Genomic DNA, 15936 nt, shown 5'->3' with positions numbered 1-15936 from the left:
CGTGCAGAATCCGTCCACTCTTAACTGTCTGTCAGAGTCGCGTCCATGACCCCATCCTTGCTGCTCGCCGTCGTTGCTTCGGGTTTTATCTACGGTATTACGCCTGGCCCGGGCGTTCTGGCCGTGTTCGGCATTGGTGCCGCCCGTGGCCGCCGTGCCGGGGCGGGATTTTTGTGCGGGCATTTGCTTGGGGATGTGGTGTGGTGCAGCACAGCGCTGATCGCCATCGTCGGCGCACGGGAAGTCGGTAGCAGTGCATTCGATGTGTTGGGCGTGCTCAGCGGCCTGTATCTGTTCTGGCTCGGCTGGCGTGCCATTCGTACTCAGCGTCGCAGCAGCGATGCGCCTCAAGGTGCCGCACGGCATCCGTTCTGGCACGGCATTCTGTTCGGCTTGACCAACCCCAAGGCGTACCCGGTGGCGGTTGCAACCTTTACCGCGTTGTTGTCCAGCCGTGCTGAATTGCTCACGTGGTCGATGCTGCCGGCATTGATTGTCCTGAGCTTCCTCGGCGGCCTGTTGGCTTACGCGATCCTGATTGGTGTGGTCGGCGCCCAGCGCGTGCGCACGGTGTATCAACGTCATGAAGTACTGATCACCAAGCTCTGCGGCGTGATGTTTATCGGCTTTGCCATCAATGCCCTGGCGCATGCGTTGCCGGGGCTGTTTGGCAGCAAACCGGCCTGAGGTGACGAAGACCGTTCGTCGCACTGGCCAGTTTTTTCTAAACCTTTACCACCATGAAAATTCGAATTGAGGGTGGGGACTTATTGCCCCGCCCTTATTTTTGCCCTGGAGGACCCCATCATGAGCCGCATGGCTATCCGGTTACGCACCGCCAGTTTCGCGATGCTGCTGGGCCTCGGCGCCAGCAATGCTTTCGCCCAGTCGCCTGCTGAATTCATCGAGCAGGCTTCGGCCAAAGGGATGGCCGATATCGAAACCAGTCGCATGGCCCACGCCAAGACCTCGTCACAGGAAATCAAGGATTACACCATCGAAGTGATCAACGAACGCACCCTGGCCAACCAGCACTTGGCGGCGATTGCCAAAAAGCTCGACTTGCCAGTGGCGCCGCGGGAGAAGATCGTCGATAAAGCCGAAACCCTGATGCCGGAACTCAAGGACGGCGACTCCTTTGACGCTGCCTACACCGCGCAGCAGGTCAAGGAAAACGAAGACGCCATTGCGCTGTTCAAGCAGGAAGGCGCGGTGTCGGATGTGCCGGAAATAAAAGCCCTGGTGGATGAGACCCTGCCCAAGTTGGAGGAGCGTCTGCAGAAAGCCCGGGCCCTGGCGTCGACCTACGGTAAAGGTCATCAGGGCGACGGTTGAATCCGTCACTGGCAATGAAGAACGGCGGTTGGATCATCTCCAACCGCCGTTTTTTCATGCCTGTGCGGTACAGGCCTCTCAGAACGCTAGCTCTGCCTGGCCTGCGCCTTCGAGTGCGAGCAGATATTGCTTGGCTTCCAGCCCTCCGGCGAAACCGGTCAGCCCGCCAGAGGCACCAATGACCCGGTGACATGGCGCGATGATCGAAATCGGATTGCGCCCATTGGCGGCACCCACCGCGCGTACGGCCTTTGGATTACCGATCTGCCGGGCGATCTGGCTGTAGCTGCGGGTTTCACCAAAGGGAATGGTCAGCAGTGCCTGCCAGACCTGCTTCTGAAAGTCGGTGCCATCGAAGTCCAGCTCCAGTTCGAAGTGGTTACGGGTGCCGGCGAAGTACTCCTTCAACTGGCGCTCGGCCTCCAGTAGCACCGGGCTGTCGTTCACTTCGTACAGTTCGCCTAGGCGTACACGGTTGGCGCGCTCTTTTTCCCACAGGATGGCGCTGAGCTTGCCATTGCGTGCTACCAGGGTGAGCTGGCCGACGGGGGAGGGCATGAGCTTGTATTCGTAAGACATGATCGGGCTCCTGAGGAGGAAAGGTACGAGGCTACTGTAAGTTCATTTGCCCGATTGAAAACTACGGTTCTTGCGGTCGAATTCTTGGACGGCCTAGAAGTGCCAGTAAACCCAATTGGAGTAGTACGGGTACCCGTAGAGCCAAGTGAACGTATAAAGCGCCATGAGGACTGATGCGCTACCCGCCAATATCAATGAAATGACATTGAGAAGGGTGCCGATCCCGGCGAATACCGTCACACGTCGGCTGGCATTATGTCGGGCCAGCCACACGCCATAGGCGGACGCTGCAATCGAACCTAGGGCCAGAAACCACCCAAACGGAAACGGCAGCCTCACCAATGAAAGCAATAGTGGCACTATCACTACCCAGCCTATCACTTGGCGCAGTATGGGCTTGGGTGTGCGTTGTCCAGGTTCAAGCATTGCGCGGGTCCTTCTTTCAGAGCTGACGAGCAGGCATCATCATAGTGTTGGTCCGTCACGGCATTCAGATAGTTCTGAGCGGCGGTCAACGATCCTGTTGCAACACCTTGAGTGCCGCCGACGCAAGAAAGCCTGAGCGGCTTTTTTCTTCAGGGTGGTGCAGTACGTATTCATCGATACGGTTCAGCAGATAACCCGGCAACGTGATATTGAGCTTCTGTGCCTTGCCCAGGTACTTGGTGACATCAATGTCCACCACCGCCCAGGTGCAGCCAGCGTACTGTGGGTTGGCGGCGTGTACGGTGACTTTCTGCGCATTGGGGATCGGCGCGCCGTCTTCCGCGAGGATCTCGAAGTGCCCTTCGATGGCTTCGCGGGCCATGGCCATGGCGTCGTCCAGGTCGTCACCCGCCGAGTAGCAGCCAGGAATATCCGGAACCTCCACGCCCCAGGCGTGATCGTCGTCGCCGGTTGAAATTGCGATGGGGTAAAGCATGTCTGTAATCCTCCAGGGACGTTAACTCAGCAGAGCTTGTTTCAAGATGCTCTTGGCGGTCTTGTCCAACAGGCCTTTTTTGGGATGGGGAATTGTTACCAATCCAGGTTTCACAGGGTGCTTGAAGTGGTGGTGGCTGCCCCTGATGCGCACCAGATACCAGCCGTCCGCAACGATGTGACCTATCAGATATCGACTATCCACATCACCTCCTTGTGGTGTGTGTTGGTGGTTACTATAACTACTGAAATTAAATTATCAACACTCTACCTACCGACGGTCGACGACCGGCGTTTCACTTGGCATTGAGTGAATTGTATGAGCGCGCAGGAACGGCGCCGGAGAGAGGTATTACGAGGTTTTGCGCAGATGTTAGTTGGTGTGTAGGGCCGCTGTGATAACGGTGAGAAAGGCTTCAACCAGCACACTTCTTGTTTCACTCGGGGTCAGCACCAACAACTGTGCACACGCATCAGCCTCTGCCAACGGCCTGTACGTCACGCCCTTGTTCGTCAGGCTCTGTGTACATTCCGGCACCAACGCCACACCTTGCCCGGCTGCCACCAGAGCAATGATCGAGGTGATCTGCCGCCCGGTCGGGCCGGTGCGCAAGGGAACGCCGTGGTGACGGTAAAGCTGCTCGATGGACTGGTTCAACCCCGATCCGTAATCCGGCGGGAACAGGATCAACGGGTAAGCGCTCAGTTGTGTCAGGCTGACCTGAGGCTGGAGCGCCAGGGGGCTTTCGTTGGAGACCGCTGCCACCAATCGTTCTTCTCCCAACGACAAGGCCTGTACGGCGTCGTCCTGTGGCAGCAGGCGACTCAGTCCGATATCCAGTCGCCCATCCGCCACCTGCGCGCCGAGGCTGCCGGAGGCGCATTCCACCAGGGTCAGTTGCACATCGGGAAAACGCTGGGTGAACGCCTGGATGGCCTTGCTGAACAGATCCGACAAGGCGATAGAGCTGACATAACCCAATGCCAGCTGCCCGGCGGTGCCGGCGGCCAGTTTGCCGGCGATGACTTGCGCCAATTCGACCTGCTCCAATACGCCGCGGGCATAGGGTAGGAATGAACGGCCTTGGGCGGTGAGGGTCACCGTGCGGCTGGTGCGATCAAACAGCTTGAAGCCCAGCTCCGCCTCCAGGGCCGAGATCTGCCGGGTCAGCGGTGGTTGGGCCAGGTGCAGGCGCAGCGCGGCGCGGCCGAAATGCAGTTCTTCGGCGACCGTCAGAAAGTAACGCAGCTTGCGTAAGTCGAGCATCCGGGTCCTTGGGTATTGATCGGTCGGAAATCGGTATTGGTCACGATCCTGCCGCCCATTTTATAAAGGCGCTACAAAATAAAACGAGAGGTTTCATGAAACCGCGCCTGCATTGTGCCCGCCTGGCCCTGTTTTTGTGTGGCTGCGCGGCGTTTCTCAACCTCTATGCGACCCAGAGCATTCTCCAGACCTTTGCCGCGCAGTTTCAGATCAGCGCCAAGGCGGCGGGGTGGAGCATCACCGTCACCACCTTGGCGGTGGCTATCACTGCGCCCTTTGTCAGCCGACTGACCGGGCGTTTCGAGCAACGTACAGTGATCGTCGTGGCCGCGTTGTTGCTGGCAGTGCCGGCGTTGATGACGGCGTATGCCGGGAGCTTCGCCGAAGTGCTGGTATGGCGATTCGTCGAAGGCATGTTGATCCCAGTGGTGTTTGCCACCAGCGTGGCTTACATCGGCGATCGCTGGAGTGGTGGCACGGTGACTGAAGTCACCAGCCTCTATGTGGCTGGAACTGTGTTGGGCGGGTTTGCCGGGCGCTTCGTGACGGGGGTGATGACTGAATATGTGGGCTGGCGCGATGCCTTTGAAGGGGTGGCGGTGTTGAGTCTGATGGTGGGCGGGTTTATCCAGTTTCTATTACCCGCCAATCGGCCACGGGCGTTGCCGGTGAAAGTGGCCTCATCGGGCATCTTTCGCAAGCCGTTGTTGGCAACCTACGCTGTAGGTTTCTGCGTGTTGTTTTCCCAGGTTGCAGCGTTTACCTACGCTGGTTTGTACCTTGGCCTACCGCCTTACAACCTTGGACCTGCAGCCTTGGGGACGCTTTACATGGTGTTCCTGCTGGCCTTGATCGTGATCCCCGTCGCCGGTCGCCTCAGCAAGGCCCGGCCCCATGCTGAGCTGCTAAGCGTTGCCGCCGTGCTCGGCGTCACAGGTTCGGCGTTGACCCTGTTGCCGCCCTTGTGGTGCATCGTGGTGGGCCTGGCCCTCAGTTCTACGGGTGTATTTCTCGCCCAGGCCGCCGCCAATGCCTTCACCACGGCTACCGCCCGGGACAACAAGGCCGCTGCCGTTGGCGTCTACCTCACCTGCTATTACCTGGGCGGTAGTTGCGGTGCCATCGTCCCGGCGTTGATCTGGGAGCACTGGGGTTGGGTTGGCTGCGTGAGCCTGATTATCGGACTCCAACTCCTCACCCTACTGATCGCCCTGACCGGTTGGAAACCTGTTAAACCTGAACGTGTACCGACACCATGAACGATACCCTCGCTTTGTCTGTCACCGAGAAATCCACCCGCCGCCGCTCACTGATCGCCGGTTGTGGCGCCCATGCGGTGCACGATGGCCTGACTGATGTCATCTACGTGTTGTTGCCGATCTGGCAAACCCAGTTCGCGTTGTCCTACGCCCAGATCGGCCTGTTGCGAGGTGCCTATTCCGGGATGATGGCGGTGTTCCAACTCATGGCCAGTCGCGCGGCCAAGCGCTGGGGGCGCATGCCGATGCTGGTGGGGGGCACCGCACTGGCGGGCGCGGCATACTTGTTGGTCGGGCAAGCCAGCGGCCTGGCCATGCTACTGCTGGCACTGCTGCTCGGTGGACTGGGCGCCAGCACCCAGCATCCGCTGGCATCCTCGATGATCACTGACGCCTATGAGGAGGGTGGTGGCGTCAAGCAAGCGCTGTCCCAGTACAACTTTTCAGGTGACGTTGGCAAAACCCTGATTCCGGGGTTGGTCGGCCTGCTGCTTACCGTTGTCAGCTGGCGTGCCAGTGCCACACTGCTGGGCTTGATAGGGGTGGCTGCGGCGCTGGTCCTATGGAGGTTGGTGCCTACGCAAGCCTGCGAATCCACTGCCACAAAAAAGGCCAGGCCGCTCAGCAGAACGGGCTCAACCACTGGCCTGCGCGCATTGATTCTCACCGGTACCCTCGACAGCGCCGTACGCATGGGATTTCTGACTTTCCTGCCGTTCCTGATACAGGCCAAAGGTGCCGGTACTGCCGGTATCGGCTTGGCGCTGACGATGCTGTTTATCGGCGGCGCATTCGGTAAGTTGCTTTGCGGTTACCTCGGTGCGCGTATCGGCATGATGAAAACCGTATGGCTGACGGAGACCAGCACCGCGCTCCTGATTGTCACGGCTGTGTACCTGCCGCTGACCGGGTTGATGGTGATACTGCCGGTGCTGGGCCTGGTCCTTAATGGCACGTCATCGGTGCTGTACGGCGCAGTACCGGACTTGGCCGGTGCGGGCAAGCGGGAACAGGCGTTTGCGCTGTTTTACACCGGCACTATTGGTGGTGGGGCGCTGGCGCCGGTGATGTTTGGTGGGATCGGGGATGTATTGGGTGTGCCGATGGCGGTGATGGTGTTGGCGGGACTGTTGTTGGTGACGCTGCCGTTGGCGTGGGTGGTGCAACGGGATGACAAATTTGAGGTATAAAAAAACCGGTCGCCAAGGACCGGTTTTTTATGTGTCCCCCGTCATGAATCACCTCGACGTGAGAGCAAAATCTGAGTGGAGCGGGTAGAGGGAATCGAACCCTCGTCGGAAGCTTGGGAAGCTACTGTTCTACCATTAAACTATACCCGCTTAGAGCGGCTGACTTTGTACCAGATGTTCGCCGGGATTTGAAGTTTTTCTTCAAAAATATGGGTGTGGGCGCTGGCTTGACTGCGATATCGACACCTCGGAGTGTCCGTCACACTTCAGTGATGCTATCGCAGGCAAGCCAGCTCCCACACAAGCTTGCACCTCAGATCGCAAAGGCATGTTGCGTCTGGCCCTGGTGGAAGCGCAATCGACTGGCCTTACGCTGTGGTTTCAAGAAACCCACCACCGCATCACGGCTGTCTCGGCATGCCGCCTTGTGCTCCATATCCAGGAAATGCCCGGTTGCCTGAATGGTGCTGAAGCTGCTGTTGGCTACGTGCTGGCCGAACAGCTTGGCGTCCTGGGCGCTGGTGTACTCGTCCCATTCGCCATTCAGAAACAGCACCGGAATGTTGATCTGTTTGGCCGCCTTGAGGTAGCACAGCCGATCGCCGTTCAGCACATGGTTGATGTGAAAGTGCATTTGTCCATATTCGTGCTCGGCCAGGCTGCTCACGTGCTTGTAGTTGAAGCGCTTGAACAGCGATGGCAGGTGCTTGCCGATGGTGCTGTTGACCAGGTGGCCGACGCTGTGACGATCGAGGTTGCCGAGGTAGTCGACGCCGCGCTCAAGGTAATCGCGCATGGGCGCGTTGATCACTGGGGAGAACGAGCTGATCACGGCTTTTTCCACGCGCCGGGGCCGCTGGGCAAGGGCGACCAGGGTGGCGGCACCGCCCCACGAGAACGACAACACATGCTCGGCGGCGAAGTGGTCGATGAGCTCCAGGAGGATCTGGCCTTCGACTTCCTTGGTCAGCATCTGCTCATGACGGTTATGGATTTTGGAGCGACCAGCGTAGGGCTGGTCATACAAAACCACATTGAATTGTGGGTACAGGCTTTTCACGGTTTGGGCGAAAGATGCCGTGGTGGCCATGGAGCCGTTGACCAGGATGATGGTCTTGTCAGCAGCTTCCGCGCGATAGAACTCCGTGTAAACCCGATACTGACCCTGTATATCCAACACAGCGATTTCTGGCCTCATGTCGTAAGACTCCTGGCAAGCGGGTAGGGCGCGCAGATGACTCTGCACGAGCTTTGTGACAGGTAGGCATACGCCTGGAAAAAATGAGGGCCCATGTCGATCCGATGACGGCTGGCCGACGGGTGTTGTTATGGCGGGCTGTTTGCCGGGGAGGCCCGTAGATCAAGCGCGGGCGGGGCAAAGTGTTTCTTGGAGGTTATAGGCGACTCATCAGTCATATTTTGGCCGACGGTCTGATTCAAGCAGCAGACGTTGGAAGTCGCAAGTCACAGAAATGGGTTTTTGCGATCACCGGCCGAACGGTCGTCAGACCTGTTGGATTTCGTCGACCGTCAGTTCTCGATACTCACCCGGCGCAAGAGCTGCATCCAGCACCAGAGGGCCCATCCGCTCACGATGCAAGCGGATCACTTTATTATCAAAATGACCGAACATGCGTTTTACCTGATGATAGCGGCCTTCAATGATGGCCAGCCGCGCTGTCCTCGGTCCCAATATTTGCAGATGCGCAGGTTGGGTGGTGAGGTCCTCGAAGGCGAAATACAAGCCCTGCGCAAACGTCGCCGCGTACTCATCACCGATAGCCTGCTCGGTCTCCACCAGATAGACCTTGGGCAGTTTGGTCTGAGGTTGCGTGAGGCGCCGCGACCACAGACCGTCATTGGTGATCAGCATCAGGCCGGTGGTATTGAAATCCAGGCGGCCAGCGATATGCAGCTCGCCTTTGTCCGGTTCGTCGAGTAAATCGAGGACTGTCGGGTGTTGCGGGTCTGAGGTGGCGCTCACGCAGCCTTGCGCATTATGCAACATGAAATAGCGCGCCGTTATACCCGCATCCAGGACTTCATCGTCAACACATACACGATGGAATATGCGCACATCATGGTGCGGGTCGCTGATCGCCACACCATCGACCGTGACCCGCCGTTCAACCAACAGCCCTCGGACTTGCTTGCGATTGAAGCGAGGCAAGTTACTGAGAAAGCGATCAACCCGCATTACTCAGGCTCAGCCGTGCGTAGTTGCGCGTCTACCTGGGCACAGCGCGGGCACAGGCAAGCTTTATTGCGCAGATCATCAGGCAGCGCTTCGAGCACTGATGGGTCGATAGTGACGCCGTAACACCAGCATGGCTGATCGACAGTGCGTGGGTCGGCCAGCGTGCAGTCATTACGGGCGCCACAGGCAGGGCAAATAGTTGGCGTGATCATCGCTCGATTCAGAGGGTAGGGGCAGTGGCTCGGGAAGTCCCGGCACGATACAGCGCCCGCCAGCTTGGTTCCAGTACGACAGGCAGGCTCTGTTCGTCCGAAACAGGTGTTTCAGGTTGTGACAAGAACGCACCAGATTCGGTTTTTGATGTCAGATATTTCGTCATTCAGTGAAATCTGAATGCCGCCCCCCAGCGTCGCTGGAGGTGCTCTTTCGCGGTCCAGGAGGCCGCCATGTATCGACGACTGCTGCTCACCGTTTTTCTCGGCCTGACCCTGTCAGCTTGCGTGCCTTACTACGATGGCGGCGGCACTTACTACCGCTCGGAAGTCTACACGGCGCCGGCACCGGCTTATTACTACGGCGGTCCTGCCTATTACCCGTACGGGCGTAGCTATTATGCCCCGTCACCTCGCTATTACTCGGCACCCCGGTATTACCAACCAGCGCCGCGTTATTACCCACGACCCGGTTACCGGCCTTATCAAAACCAGGGCTGGGGGAATCGTTGGGGCAATGGTGGCCAGGGGCGTGGGTCCGATCATGGAGGTGGACACGGCGGTCATCGTTAAAGAGTCAAACAAGCGGCGCTGGATGCGCCGCTTTTTTATACGTGTCGTTTATCAGAACTGTCAGATTTAACAGCTATCTTTAGGGTTCAAATCATATTTCACTGCCGAAAGAGCCATAGTGCTTGTTCAGTGGAGCGACTATTCAATGAACCTCCCAATGTTCAAACAACTGATAGGCCTGCTTATATTGACGATCAGCGTCGTTGGCCAAGCGCGGGCCGAGCAAGGTTGCCCGTATCCATCGACGATCAAATACATCGACGGGCATTTCAAAATCGCGGACAAGAAAGTGTTGTGGCAAAGCCCCAAGGTCGAAACCAGCGATTTCATCGATCTGTTTGTCGGCGCAATCTTCATGCCTGGCAAGGGCGACGAACGGGAAAATGGCTACATGGACAAGTGCCTCTATCGCACGGGTAGCGGTCAACTTGCAGCCTTGAGGCCTGTGACGGGAGACCTCGCTACCAACATGTCATTAACCAGTACGTTGTATTGGCAGCTTGGCACAGACTCATTCAACCAGCCGGTTTATCTGTGCCGGGACAGCCAGCCTGACAACTGCGCTTTCAGAGTCAACAGCCAACTGTAGTGAGCGGTCAGTAGTCAGATAAATCCGCCAGTGGGTGGCGCCCTTCCCAGGCCTTGTTGAAGTGCGCTTGCACCACCGCTTCCGGGACGGTGTTGACATCCGGCCAGTGCCAATGGGGCGTCTGGTCCTTATCGATCAATCGCGCCCGTACGCCTTCGGCAAATTCCGGGTGACGGCAGCAGTTCAGGCTCAAGGTGTACTCCATCTGGAATACTTCGGCCAACGACAGAAGACGGGCACGCCGCAGCTGCTCCCAGACCAGGTGTGCGGTCAGCGGGCAACCTTCGCTGAGGGTTTTGCCGGCGCGGCTCAACAGTGGGTCAGAGTGATTGCGCAGCAGACTCAAGGCACGCCAGGCACCGCGCACATCTCCCACGTCCAACCACTCGTCGATCTGCGCACGGCGCGGCAACCATTGCGCTTCGGGTTGCTGGCTTAGCGCCTCCTGGCTGAGGGCCTTGAGCAAGCTGTTGAGCTGTTTCGCGGTCTGCTCCTGCCAGTTCAGGCGCAACAGGCCGTCGATCAGTTCCTCTTGTTGATCATCGCGCAGGAAACGGTCGGCCAGCCCCATGTCCAAGGCATCTCTACCGTTGATATGGGCGCCGGTAAGACCGAGGAACAAACCCAATTTGCCGGGCAGGCGCGAGAGAAACCAGCCGGCGCCTACATCCGGGTACAGGCCGATGCTGATTTCGGGCATGGCCAGGCGGCTGCTTGGCGTCACGATGCGCACCGCTGCGCTTTGCAGCAAGCCCATGCCGCCGCCCAGCACGTAGCCGTGGCCCCAGCAGATCAGCGGCTTGGGGTAAGTGTGCAAGCGATAGTCGAGGCGATACTCCGCCGCAAAAAACTGTGCAGCCAGGGCGGGCACCACGCCGGGCTGTTCACGACAGGCTTGGGCCAGGCTGCGCACCTCGCCACCCGCACAAAACGCTTTGGAACCGTTACCGCGCAGCAGTATGCAGACGATGTTCGGATCCTTGGCCCAGGCGTCCAGGCGTTCGCTCAGGGCCAGGATCATCGGCAAGGAGAGGGCGTTCAGGGATTTTTCTGCGTCGAGGCTGGCGATGCCGATGCGGGCACCGTCGCTGCCGGTCAGCTCTTCGAAGTGCAGGTTCATCGTGACCTCAATCGAGAAGGTGAAGGATGAGTATGATCGCTTTATAGGAAAGTACCGTTGGTGTGTCAGATCAATTGACAAGCGGGGTCGGCTTTCCTAGGGTTCGCCTCATTCTTTTTTACAAGACAATTCAACCATGACCGAAGACGACCGTATCAAACTCGAACCCAGCTGGAAACACGCCCTGCGGGATCAGTTCGAGCTGCCGTACATGGCCCAGTTGCGCGAGTTCCTGCGCCAGGAACATGCCGCAGGCAAAGAGATTTATCCGCCCGGACCGCTGATTTTCAATGCGCTCAATTCCACGCCGTTGGACAAGGTCAAGGTGGTGATCCTCGGTCAAGACCCGTATCACGGCCCTGGCCAGGCACATGGGCTGTGCTTTTCGGTGCAACCAGGCGTGCCGGCGCCACCGTCGCTGGTCAATATCTACAAAGAACTCAAGCGCGACCTGAACATCGACATCCCCAACCACGGCTACCTGCAAAGCTGGGCCGAGCAGGGCGTGTTGTTGCTCAACACCACCATGACCGTCGAGCGCGCCAATGCCAACGCCCATGCGGGCAAGGGCTGGCAGTTCTTTACTGATCGGATTATCGAGGTCGTCAGCCAGCATCAGCCGCACTTGGTGTTCCTGCTGTGGGGCGCCCACGCTCAGAGCAAGCAGAAGTTGATAGATGCCACCAAGCACTTGGTACTGACGTCAGTGCACCCTTCGCCGTTGTCGGCGTATCGCGGGTTCTTGGGGTGTGGGCATTTCAGTCGCACCAACAAGTTTCTTGAGCAGAATGGCGAGACCCCGATCGAGTGGCGGTTGCCGCCACTCTGATTCGGTTTACGGTTGGGGTTGGCGGTTCCAATGCCTGAACAACGGCTCCGCCAAAAACAAGACAAACAACAAGCGCATCACCTGCATCGCTGTCACCAACGGCACCGACAGTTGCAGGGTCTCGGCTGTAAGACTCATCTCGGCAATACCGCCGGGCATCATGCCCAAGGTCAGTGAGCGCAGATCAAGGCCAGTCAAGGCGCTCAACCCCACTGCCGCCAAGGTCGCCAGCGCCATGGTCAACGCCGTGCCAATCAAGGTGCGGCCCATGAACGATGGTGCCCGACGGAAGAACTGCCGGTTGAAGTGGCAACCCAGACCGCTGCCGATCAGCCATTGGCCAATCTGGCTGCCGCCGTCGGGCAGGCCGATATGCAAGTCCCAGATAACACTCGCGGTAGCACTCACCAGCAGCGGCCCGAACAGCCACGGGTTCGGCTGACGCAAGCGTTGCCACCCCCAGGCGACCAACGCGCCAACCGGAAACAGCGCTAACAGCCAAGGCCAACTCACCGGCGCCGGATGAAACTGCGGCGCGCCGCCCTCCAGCACATACTTGAAGATCGCCGGCACACACAGCACCACCACCAACACTCGCAAACTCTGCCCCGCCGCGACCCGGCTGAGCACCGCGCCATTGCGTGCGCCGAGGTTGACCATTTCACCGGAACCGCCCGGCATGCTGGAAAAAAACGCGGTGGCGCGGTCTTCACCGCTGCGGCGCATCAACCATACGCCGACAATGCTCGACAAGCTGGTGACCAGCGCACCGAAGAAGATCAGCCCGAAGTGGCTCATCACCTGTTCGATCACCACCGGGGTGAAGTGCAGGCCGATGCCGATACCCACCACCCATTGGCCGCATTTGCGCCCGCCAGGAATCTCCGCCAACTGCCACGGCGTGAGGCAACGCACCAGGATGATCGCCAGCAATGAGCCGACCATATACGGCAAAGGCCAGCCGACCAGGCTGGCCAGGTAACCGCCGGCCAGGCCGACCAGCGGTGTTCCCCACCATTGTTTAAAGGTGGCTTCAGACATCGGCCACGGCACGACGCTGCAGGGCACGTTTGCGGTAGATACGTAGCAGCGGCAAGGCCAGCATCAGTACCGTCAGCACCCACACACCAAAGGTGATCGGGCTCGACCAGAGGATGTCCAACGCACCGTTGGAAATCGACAGCGCACGGCGCAGGTTCTGCTCCATCAGGCCGCCGAGGATAAAGCCCAGCAGCACCGGCGACAGTGGGAAGTCCAGCTTGCGCAGGATGTAGCCGAAGATACCGATGCCGATCATCAGGAACAGGTCGAAGGTGGTGGCGTGCACGGCGTACACACCGATCGCAGTGATGATGGCGATCACTGGCACCAGCGCCCAGTTCGGCACGGCGAGGATACGCGTGAAGATGCGGATCATCGGGATGTTGAGGATCACCAGCATGATGTTGGCGATAAACAACGACGCGATCAGGCCCCAGACGATGTCGGGTTGCTGTTGGAACAGCAGCGGGCCGGGTGTGATGTTGTACAGCGACAGCGCGCCGATCATCACCGCCGTGGTGCCCGAACCGGGTACGCCGAGGGTCAGCATCGGCACCAGCGCGCCGCAGGCGGATGCACCGATGGCGGTCTCCGGCGCAGCGAGGCCACGCATGTCGCCCTGGCCGAATTTACCGCTGGCACCGGCCAGGCGTTTTTCGGTCATGTAGGCCACGGCCGAGGCCAATGTGGCACCGGCGCCAGGCAATACGCCCATGATGAAGCCGAGCAAACCGCAGCGGATGTTGACGACGAAGACCGCGCCCGCTTCCTTGAGGTTAAACATCATGCGCCCGGTGGCCTTCACGGCTTCCTGGCCCCGGTGGGTTTTTTCCAGCAGCAACAGGATCTCGCTGATGGAAAACAGGCCCAGCACCAACACCACGAACTGAATGCCGTCGGTGAGGTGGATGTTGTCGCCGGTAAAGCGGTATACGCCGCTGTTGGCGTCGATGCCCACAGCCGAAAGGAACAGGCCGATCAGCGCCGCCACGAAGGTCTTCAATGGTTTGTCACCGGCCATGCCACCAAGGCAGACAATCGCGAACACCATCAGGACGAAATATTCCGCCGGGCCAAAGGCGATCGCCCATTTGGCCAGCAGCGGCGCAAACAGCACCATGCCGCAGGTGGCGATGAATGCACCGATGAACGAACTCCACGCCGACAATGACAGCGCTACACCGGCCAGGCCTTTGCGGGCCATCGGGTAGCCGTCGAGGGTGGTCATCACGGTAGAGGCTTCGCCCGGGATGTTGAGCAGGATCGAGCTGATGCGCCCGCCGTATTCGCAACCCAGGTACACGGCGGCCAGCAGGATCAACGCCGACTCAGGCGGCAGGCCCAAGGCAAAGGCGATGGGGATCAACAACGCCACGCCGTTGATGGGCCCCAGGCCCGGCAACAGGCCGACCACGGTGCCGATCAAGGTGCCGCACAGTGCGGTGATCAGGTTGTAAGGGGTCAGTGCAACGCCGAAGCCCTGGCCCAAATAGCCGAAAGTATCCATATCAGTTCTCCAGAACGTCGAGCAGGCCGAGGGGCAGCGGTACGTCCATGGCTTTATCGAACAGCAGATAAAGACCGACGCTCATCAAGCTGATGATCACCGCACCGGGTAACCAGCGGCCGCCATACAGCCGTGCCATTGGAATACCGATCAACATGCTGCTGAGGATGAAACCCAGGGACTCGAAGGTGCCGGCAAAGACCAGCAGCAGTGCCACGCAGATGCCGATCTTGATCAGGGTTTCGCGGTCTAGTGCCGGTTCTTCCTCGGTGTGCTTGGTGGGTTGTGGGCGAAACAGCATGTACAGCAGGCCCAGGCTCATCAGCCCGAGCATCAGCAGCGGGTAGGCGCGAGGCCCGACCGGCTCGTAGGAAAACGACGCCTGATACGGCCAGGCCATCAGCGCGAGACCCGCGCAGGCCAGCAGCATCACTGAGGCAAAAATGCGTTGTAAGAGCATGTGGAACTCCTGGGCCGCGCCGCCCGCTAAGGAGGGCGCAGCCAAGCAAAAGAGGGGCGTTTACTGGATCAGGCCGAACTCTTTGGCCAGCACTTTGTAGTCCGCCACCTGTTTCTTCACGTAGGTGTCCAGCTCCGGTCCGGTCATGGCGAACGGGAACAGCTCGCGCTGGTCACGCAGCTTGGCGAACTCTTCGGAGGCCAGCAGTTTGTCGAACGCGTCTTTCCACCAGGCGTAGTCGGCATCGCTGACTTTTGGCCCCAGGTAGAAGCCACGTACCACAGGCCAGACGATGTCGTAGCCTTGTTCCTTGGCGGTTGGAATGTTCTTCATTTCCGGTTCGTCCAGGCGCTCTTCAGCGAATACCGCCAGCAGGCGCATGTCACCGCTCAAGATGTGTGGCATGGAGTCGGAGATATCGGTACTGCCCACCTGGATATGCCCGCCGAGCAGGGCGGTGGCGATTTCACCGCCGCCTTCGAGGGCCACGTAGCGCAGTTCACGCGGGTTGATCCCGGCGGCCTTGGCGATCAGTGCGGTTTGCATCCAGTCCTGGCTGCCGACGGTGCCGCCGGAGCCGATCACGACGCTGCCTGGATCTTTCTTCAGGGCTTTGACCAGGTCGTCGAGGGTCTTGTAGGGCGAATCGCTTTTCACCGCGATGGCACCGTAGCTGGTGCCTACCGCCGCCAACCAGCGTACGGCGCTTTCATCAAAGCGACCGAACTTGCCTTGGGCCAGGTTCAGCAGTGAACCGCTGGACCAGGCAACCAGCGTGCCGGCATCGGCAGGCCGCTGGGCCACCACGGCGTTATAGGCCACCGCGCCCACGCCGCCGGGCATGTAGGTCACGCGCA

At 59.4% G+C, this 15936-nt stretch carries 19 protein-coding genes and 1 tRNA gene; 7 read left to right on the top strand and 13 right to left on the bottom strand.

Going from position 1 to position 15936, the window contains the following annotated elements:
* Positions 1-45: 45 nt before the first annotated feature.
* Together ACRESD_RS20380 and ACRESD_RS20375 are read left to right on the top strand one after the other, a co-directional pair.
* Entirely contained in the window at positions 46-687 is a 642-nt protein-coding gene (locus ACRESD_RS20380) for a LysE family translocator (RefSeq protein WP_431752548.1), read from the top strand.
* A gap of 120 nt (positions 688-807) precedes the next feature.
* Positions 808-1335 carry a DUF4142 domain-containing protein gene (locus ACRESD_RS20375; protein ID WP_431752547.1) on the top strand — a complete coding sequence of 176 codons (528 nt, stop codon included), beginning with the start codon at positions 808-810 and terminating at the stop codon, positions 1333-1335.
* A gap of 78 nt (positions 1336-1413) precedes the next feature.
* Here ACRESD_RS20375 and ACRESD_RS20370 read toward each other — a convergent pair whose 3' ends face one another.
* From ACRESD_RS20370 to ACRESD_RS20355, 4 genes are all read right to left on the bottom strand, one after another.
* Complete coding sequence (locus ACRESD_RS20370; RefSeq protein ID WP_431752546.1) at positions 1414-1914, bottom strand: methylated-DNA--[protein]-cysteine S-methyltransferase; 501 nt, start codon at positions 1912-1914, stop codon at positions 1414-1416.
* 511 nt (positions 1915-2425) lie between these two features.
* Positions 2426-2836, bottom strand: coding sequence for a type II toxin-antitoxin system HicB family antitoxin (locus ACRESD_RS20365; RefSeq protein WP_431752545.1), 411 nt, complete (start codon positions 2834-2836; stop codon positions 2426-2428).
* A 21-nt stretch (positions 2837-2857) separates the two neighbouring features.
* On the bottom strand, positions 2858-3040 hold the full coding sequence (locus tag ACRESD_RS20360; protein WP_431752544.1) for a type II toxin-antitoxin system HicA family toxin: 183 nt from the start codon (positions 3038-3040) through the stop codon (positions 2858-2860).
* A gap of 168 nt (positions 3041-3208) precedes the next feature.
* Positions 3209-4102, bottom strand: a complete 894-nt coding sequence (locus ACRESD_RS20355) for a LysR family transcriptional regulator (protein ID WP_431752543.1) — start codon at positions 4100-4102, stop codon at positions 3209-3211.
* A gap of 95 nt (positions 4103-4197) precedes the next feature.
* Between ACRESD_RS20355 and ACRESD_RS20350 the strand changes: the two genes are divergently transcribed.
* Positions 4198-5361 carry an MFS transporter gene (locus ACRESD_RS20350; RefSeq protein ID WP_431752542.1) on the top strand — a complete coding sequence of 388 codons (1164 nt, stop codon included), beginning with the start codon at positions 4198-4200 and terminating at the stop codon, positions 5359-5361.
* Positions 5358-6551, top strand: a complete 1194-nt coding sequence (locus ACRESD_RS20345) for an MFS transporter (protein WP_431752541.1) — start codon at positions 5358-5360, stop codon at positions 6549-6551. The genes ACRESD_RS20350 and ACRESD_RS20345 overlap by 4 nt, the downstream gene beginning before the upstream one ends.
* Before the next feature lie 76 nt (positions 6552-6627).
* Here ACRESD_RS20345 and ACRESD_RS20340 read toward each other — a convergent pair.
* The 4 genes from ACRESD_RS20340 to ACRESD_RS20325 all read right to left on the bottom strand — a co-directional run bounded on the left by ACRESD_RS20340 (position 6628) and on the right by ACRESD_RS20325 (position 8960).
* Positions 6628-6701, bottom strand: a tRNA-Gly gene (locus ACRESD_RS20340).
* 163 nt (positions 6702-6864) lie between these two features.
* Positions 6865-7749, bottom strand: coding sequence for an alpha/beta fold hydrolase (locus tag ACRESD_RS20335; protein ID WP_431752540.1), 885 nt, complete (start codon positions 7747-7749; stop codon positions 6865-6867).
* Between the two features lie 306 nt (positions 7750-8055).
* Positions 8056-8748, bottom strand: coding sequence for a 16S rRNA pseudouridine(516) synthase (locus ACRESD_RS20330; RefSeq protein WP_431752539.1), 693 nt, complete (start codon positions 8746-8748; stop codon positions 8056-8058).
* On the bottom strand, positions 8748-8960 hold the full coding sequence (locus ACRESD_RS20325; protein ID WP_431752538.1) for a cysteine-rich CWC family protein: 213 nt from the start codon (positions 8958-8960) through the stop codon (positions 8748-8750). Before ACRESD_RS20325 ends, ACRESD_RS20330 begins: the two co-directional genes overlap by 1 nt.
* A gap of 234 nt (positions 8961-9194) precedes the next feature.
* Between ACRESD_RS20325 and ACRESD_RS20320 the strand changes: the two genes are divergently transcribed.
* Both ACRESD_RS20320 and ACRESD_RS20315 read left to right on the top strand, forming a co-directional pair.
* Positions 9195-9533 (top strand): hypothetical protein, encoded by a 339-nt coding sequence (locus ACRESD_RS20320; RefSeq protein ID WP_431752537.1) that lies wholly within the window; start codon positions 9195-9197, stop codon positions 9531-9533.
* 157 nt (positions 9534-9690) lie between these two features.
* Positions 9691-10122, top strand: a complete 432-nt coding sequence (locus ACRESD_RS20315; RefSeq protein WP_431752536.1) for a DUF3757 domain-containing protein — start codon at positions 9691-9693, stop codon at positions 10120-10122.
* Between the two features lie 7 nt (positions 10123-10129).
* Here the strand turns inward: ACRESD_RS20315 and ACRESD_RS20310 are convergent, their stop codons facing one another.
* Positions 10130-11242: an enoyl-CoA hydratase/isomerase family protein gene (locus ACRESD_RS20310; protein ID WP_431752535.1), complete on the bottom strand. Its 1113-nt coding sequence runs from the start codon at positions 11240-11242 to the stop codon at positions 10130-10132.
* A 136-nt stretch (positions 11243-11378) separates the two neighbouring features.
* On the opposite strand from ACRESD_RS20310, the gene ung reads away from it, so the two are divergent.
* A complete protein-coding gene (gene ung / locus ACRESD_RS20305) occupies positions 11379-12071 on the top strand; it encodes a uracil-DNA glycosylase (protein ID WP_431752534.1) in 693 nt (230 codons plus the stop codon).
* A gap of 6 nt (positions 12072-12077) precedes the next feature.
* Here the strand turns inward: ung and ACRESD_RS20300 are convergent, their stop codons facing one another.
* The 4 genes from ACRESD_RS20300 to ACRESD_RS20285 all read right to left on the bottom strand — a co-directional run.
* Positions 12078-13112 (bottom strand): AbrB family transcriptional regulator, encoded by a 1035-nt coding sequence (locus tag ACRESD_RS20300; RefSeq protein ID WP_431752533.1) that lies wholly within the window; start codon positions 13110-13112, stop codon positions 12078-12080.
* Positions 13105-14619, bottom strand: coding sequence for a tripartite tricarboxylate transporter permease (locus tag ACRESD_RS20295; protein WP_431752532.1), 1515 nt, complete (start codon positions 14617-14619; stop codon positions 13105-13107). Before ACRESD_RS20295 ends, ACRESD_RS20300 begins: the two co-directional genes overlap by 8 nt.
* 1 nt (position 14620) lies before the next feature.
* Positions 14621-15079 carry a tripartite tricarboxylate transporter TctB family protein gene (locus tag ACRESD_RS20290; RefSeq protein ID WP_431752531.1) on the bottom strand — a complete coding sequence of 153 codons (459 nt, stop codon included), beginning with the start codon at positions 15077-15079 and terminating at the stop codon, positions 14621-14623.
* A 60-nt stretch (positions 15080-15139) separates the two neighbouring features.
* The coding region (locus tag ACRESD_RS20285) for a Bug family tripartite tricarboxylate transporter substrate binding protein (protein WP_431752530.1) at positions 15140-15936 on the bottom strand (797 nt) is incomplete at its 5' end.

Source organism: Pseudomonas sp. (assembly GCF_050739995.1).
In the GTDB taxonomy this organism is placed as follows: Bacteria; Pseudomonadota; Gammaproteobacteria; order Pseudomonadales; family Pseudomonadaceae; genus Aquipseudomonas.
The sequence above is the reverse complement of the archived record's forward strand: the minus strand, read 5'-3'. Positions and strand labels throughout refer to the sequence as shown.

What these genes read in the sequence shown, in the direction of transcription:
- ACRESD_RS20335 (WP_431752540.1), bottom strand. Translation starts at nt 7,749, where the DNA reads ATGAGGCCAGAAATCGCTGTGTTGGATATACAGGGTCAGTATCGGGTT.
- ACRESD_RS20330 (WP_431752539.1), bottom strand. Translation starts at nt 8,748, where the DNA reads ATGCGGGTTGATCGCTTTCTCAGTAACTTGCCTCGCTTCAATCGCAAG.
- ACRESD_RS20345 (WP_431752541.1), top strand. Translation starts at nt 5,358, where the DNA reads ATGAACGATACCCTCGCTTTGTCTGTCACCGAGAAATCCACCCGCCGC.
- ACRESD_RS20350 (WP_431752542.1), top strand. Translation starts at nt 4,198, where the DNA reads ATGAAACCGCGCCTGCATTGTGCCCGCCTGGCCCTGTTTTTGTGTGGC.
- ACRESD_RS20355 (WP_431752543.1), bottom strand. Translation starts at nt 4,102, where the DNA reads ATGCTCGACTTACGCAAGCTGCGTTACTTTCTGACGGTCGCCGAAGAA.
- ACRESD_RS20375 (WP_431752547.1), top strand. Translation starts at nt 808, where the DNA reads ATGAGCCGCATGGCTATCCGGTTACGCACCGCCAGTTTCGCGATGCTG.
- ACRESD_RS20315 (WP_431752536.1), top strand. Translation starts at nt 9,691, where the DNA reads ATGTTCAAACAACTGATAGGCCTGCTTATATTGACGATCAGCGTCGTT.
- ACRESD_RS20365 (WP_431752545.1), bottom strand. Translation starts at nt 2,836, where the DNA reads ATGCTTTACCCCATCGCAATTTCAACCGGCGACGACGATCACGCCTGG.
- ung (WP_431752534.1), top strand. Translation starts at nt 11,379, where the DNA reads ATGACCGAAGACGACCGTATCAAACTCGAACCCAGCTGGAAACACGCC.
- ACRESD_RS20290 (WP_431752531.1), bottom strand. Translation starts at nt 15,079, where the DNA reads ATGCTCTTACAACGCATTTTTGCCTCAGTGATGCTGCTGGCCTGCGCG.
- ACRESD_RS20300 (WP_431752533.1), bottom strand. Translation starts at nt 13,112, where the DNA reads ATGTCTGAAGCCACCTTTAAACAATGGTGGGGAACACCGCTGGTCGGC.
- ACRESD_RS20380 (WP_431752548.1), top strand. Translation starts at nt 46, where the DNA reads ATGACCCCATCCTTGCTGCTCGCCGTCGTTGCTTCGGGTTTTATCTAC.
- ACRESD_RS20370 (WP_431752546.1), bottom strand. Translation starts at nt 1,914, where the DNA reads ATGTCTTACGAATACAAGCTCATGCCCTCCCCCGTCGGCCAGCTCACC.
- ACRESD_RS20320 (WP_431752537.1), top strand. Translation starts at nt 9,195, where the DNA reads ATGTATCGACGACTGCTGCTCACCGTTTTTCTCGGCCTGACCCTGTCA.
- ACRESD_RS20295 (WP_431752532.1), bottom strand. Translation starts at nt 14,619, where the DNA reads ATGGATACTTTCGGCTATTTGGGCCAGGGCTTCGGCGTTGCACTGACC.
- ACRESD_RS20310 (WP_431752535.1), bottom strand. Translation starts at nt 11,242, where the DNA reads ATGAACCTGCACTTCGAAGAGCTGACCGGCAGCGACGGTGCCCGCATC.
- ACRESD_RS20325 (WP_431752538.1), bottom strand. Translation starts at nt 8,960, where the DNA reads ATGATCACGCCAACTATTTGCCCTGCCTGTGGCGCCCGTAATGACTGC.